Below are 3137 nucleotides of genomic sequence, written 5' to 3'. Positions count from 1 at the left end.
TTCACTTCTGAGTTCGGCATGGGGTCAGGTGGGACCACCGCGCTAAAGCCGCCAGGCAAATTCTGTTATCTGTATCAGGCTGAAAATCTGTCTCTCTCACCGCCAAAACAGCTTCGGCGTTGTAAGGTTAAGCCTCACGGTTCATTAGTACCGGTTAGCTCAACGCATCGCTGCGCTTACACACCCGGCCTATCAACGTCGTCGTCTTCAACGTTCCTTCAGGAGACTTATAGTCTCAGGGAGAACTCATCTCGGGGCAAGTTTCGTGCTTAGATGCTTTCAGCACTTATCTCTTCCGCATTTAGCTACCGGGCAGTGCCATTGGCATGACAACCCGAACACCAGTGATGCGTCCACTCCGGTCCTCTCGTACTAGGAGCAGCCCCCCTCAATTCTCCAGCGCCCACGGCAGATAGGGACCGAACTGTCTCACGACGTTCTAAACCCAGCTCGCGTACCACTTTAAATGGCGAACAGCCATACCCTTGGGACCTACTTCAGCCCCAGGATGTGATGAGCCGACATCGAGGTGCCAAACACCGCCGTCGATATGAACTCTTGGGCGGTATCAGCCTGTTATCCCCGGAGTACCTTTTATCCGTTGAGCGATGGCCCTTCCATTCAGAACCACCGGATCACTATGACCTGCTTTCGCACCTGCTCGAGCCGTCACTCTCGCAGTCAAGCTAGCTTATGCCATTGCACTAACCTCCTGATGTCCGACCAGGATTAGCTAACCTTCGTGCTCCTCCGTTACTCTTTGGGAGGAGACCGCCCCAGTCAAACTACCCACCAGACACTGTCCGCAACCCGGATCACGGGTCCACGTTAGAACACCAGCCATTAAAGGGTGGTATTTCAAGGACGGCTCCACGCAGACTGGCGTCCACGCTTCAAAGCCTCCCACCTATCCTACACATCAAGGACCAGTGTTCAGTGTCAAGCTATAGTAAAGGTTCACGGGGTCTTTCCGTCTTGCCGCGGGTACACTGCATCTTCACAGCGAGTTCAATTTCACTGAGTCTCGGGTGGAGACAGCCTGGCCATCATTACGCCATTCGTGCAGGTCGGAACTTACCCGACAAGGAATTTCGCTACCTTAGGACCGTTATAGTTACGGCCGCCGTTTACCGGGGCTTCGATCAAGAGCTTCGCGTTGCCGCTAACCCCATCAATTAACCTTCCGGCACCGGGCAGGCGTCACACCGTATACGTCCACTTTCGTGTTTGCACAGTGCTGTGTTTTTAATAAACAGTTGCAGCCAGCTGGTATCTTCGACTGATTTCAGCTCCGTCCGCAGGGACTTCACCTACATATCAGCGTGCCTTCTCCCGAAGTTACGGCACCATTTTGCCTAGTTCCTTCACCCGAGTTCTCTCAAGCGCCTTGGTATTCTCTACCTGACCACCTGTGTCGGTTTGGGGTACGATTTCGTGTTACCTGATGCTTAGAGGCTTTTCCTGGAAGCAGGGCATTTATCACTTCAGCACCGTAGTGCCTCGTCATCACGCCTCAGTGTTAAAGTGAACCGGATTTGCCTGGAACACACACCTACACGCTTAAACCGGGACAACCGTCGCCCGGCTGACATAGCCTTCTCCGTCCCCCCTTCGCAGTAACACCAAGTACAGGAATATTAACCTGTTTCCCATCGACTACGCCTTTCGGCCTCGCCTTAGGGGTCGACTCACCCTGCCCCGATTAACGTTGGACAGGAACCCTTGGTCTTCCGGCGAGCGGGCTTTTCACCCGCTTTATCGTTACTTATGTCAGCATTCGCACTTCTGATACCTCCAGCATGCCTCACAGCACACCTTCAACGGCTTACAGAACGCTCCCCTACCCAACAACACATAGTGTCGCTGCCGCAGCTTCGGTGCATGGTTTAGCCCCGTTACATCTTCCGCGCAGGCCGACTCGACCAGTGAGCTATTACGCTTTCTTTAAATGATGGCTGCTTCTAAGCCAACATCCTGGCTGTCTGTGCCTTCCCACATCGTTTCCCACTTAACCATGACTTTGGGACCTTAGCTGGCGGTCTGGGTTGTTTCCCTCTTCACGACGGACGTTAGCACCCGCCGTGTGTCTCCCGTGATAACATTCTTCGGTATTCGTAGTTTGCATCGGGTTGGTAAGCCGGGATGGCCCCCTAGCCGAAACAGTGCTCTACCCCCGAAGATGAGTTCACGAGGCGCTACCTAAATAGCTTTCGGGGAGAACCAGCTATCTCCCGGTTTGATTGGCCTTTCACCCCCAGCCACAGGTCATCCGCTAATTTTTCAACATTAGTCGGTTCGGTCCTCCAGTTAGTGTTACCCAACCTTCAACCTGCCCATGGCTAGATCACCGGGTTTCGGGTCTATACCCTGCAACTTAACGCCCAGTTAAGACTCGGTTTCCCTGCGGCTCCCCTATACGGTTAACCTTGCTACAGAATATAAGTCGCTGACCCATTATACAAAAGGTACGCAGTCACACCCGAAGGTGCTCCCACTGCTTGTACGTACACGGTTTCAGGTTCTTTTTCACTCCCCTCGCCGGGGTTCTTTTCGCCTTTCCCTCACGGTACTGGTTCACTATCGGTCAGTCAGGAGTATTTAGCCTTGGAGGATGGTCCCCCCATATTCAGACAGGATACCACGTGTCCCGCCCTACTCTTCGAGTTCACAACCTGTGCATTTTCGTGTACGGGACTGTCACCCTGTACCGTGCGACTTTCCAGACGCTTCCACTAACACACAAGCTGATTCAGACTCCGGGCTGCTCCCCGTTCGCTCGCCGCTACTGGGGGAATCTCGGTTGATTTCTTTTCCTCGGGGTACTTAGATGTTTCAGTTCCCCCGGTTCGCCTCGTTAACCTATGTATTCAGTTAACGATAGTGTGACGAATCACACTGGGTTTCCCCATTCGGACATCGACGGGTCAAGGGTTCATATCACCTCGCCGTCGCTTTTCGCAGATTAGCACGTCCTTCATCGCCTCTGACTGCCAGGGCATCCACCGTGTACGCTTAGTCGCTTAACCTCACAACCCGAAGATGTTTCACTTCTGATTGCGAAAATTTGAGAGACTCGAACACACCTTAAAGATGTGTCGTTTCAATTTTCAGCTTGATCCAGATTTTTAAAGAGCAAA

The 3137-nt window shown here is 52.9% G+C and carries 1 rRNA gene; it reads right to left on the bottom strand.

Annotation, left to right across the window (positions count from 1 at the left end):
• Nucleotides 1–123: 123 nt before the first annotated feature.
• A 23S ribosomal RNA gene (locus INF73_RS20795) occupies nt 124–3026 on the bottom strand.
• Nucleotides 3027–3137 lie beyond the last annotated feature (111 nt).

The sequence above is a fragment of the Enterobacter cloacae complex sp. P6RS genome (assembly GCF_014982245.1).
Classification (GTDB): domain Bacteria; phylum Pseudomonadota; class Gammaproteobacteria; order Enterobacterales; family Enterobacteriaceae; genus Enterobacter; species Enterobacter bugandensis.
Note: the sequence above shows the minus strand (reverse complement) of the source record. Positions and strands in the feature narration are given on the sequence as shown.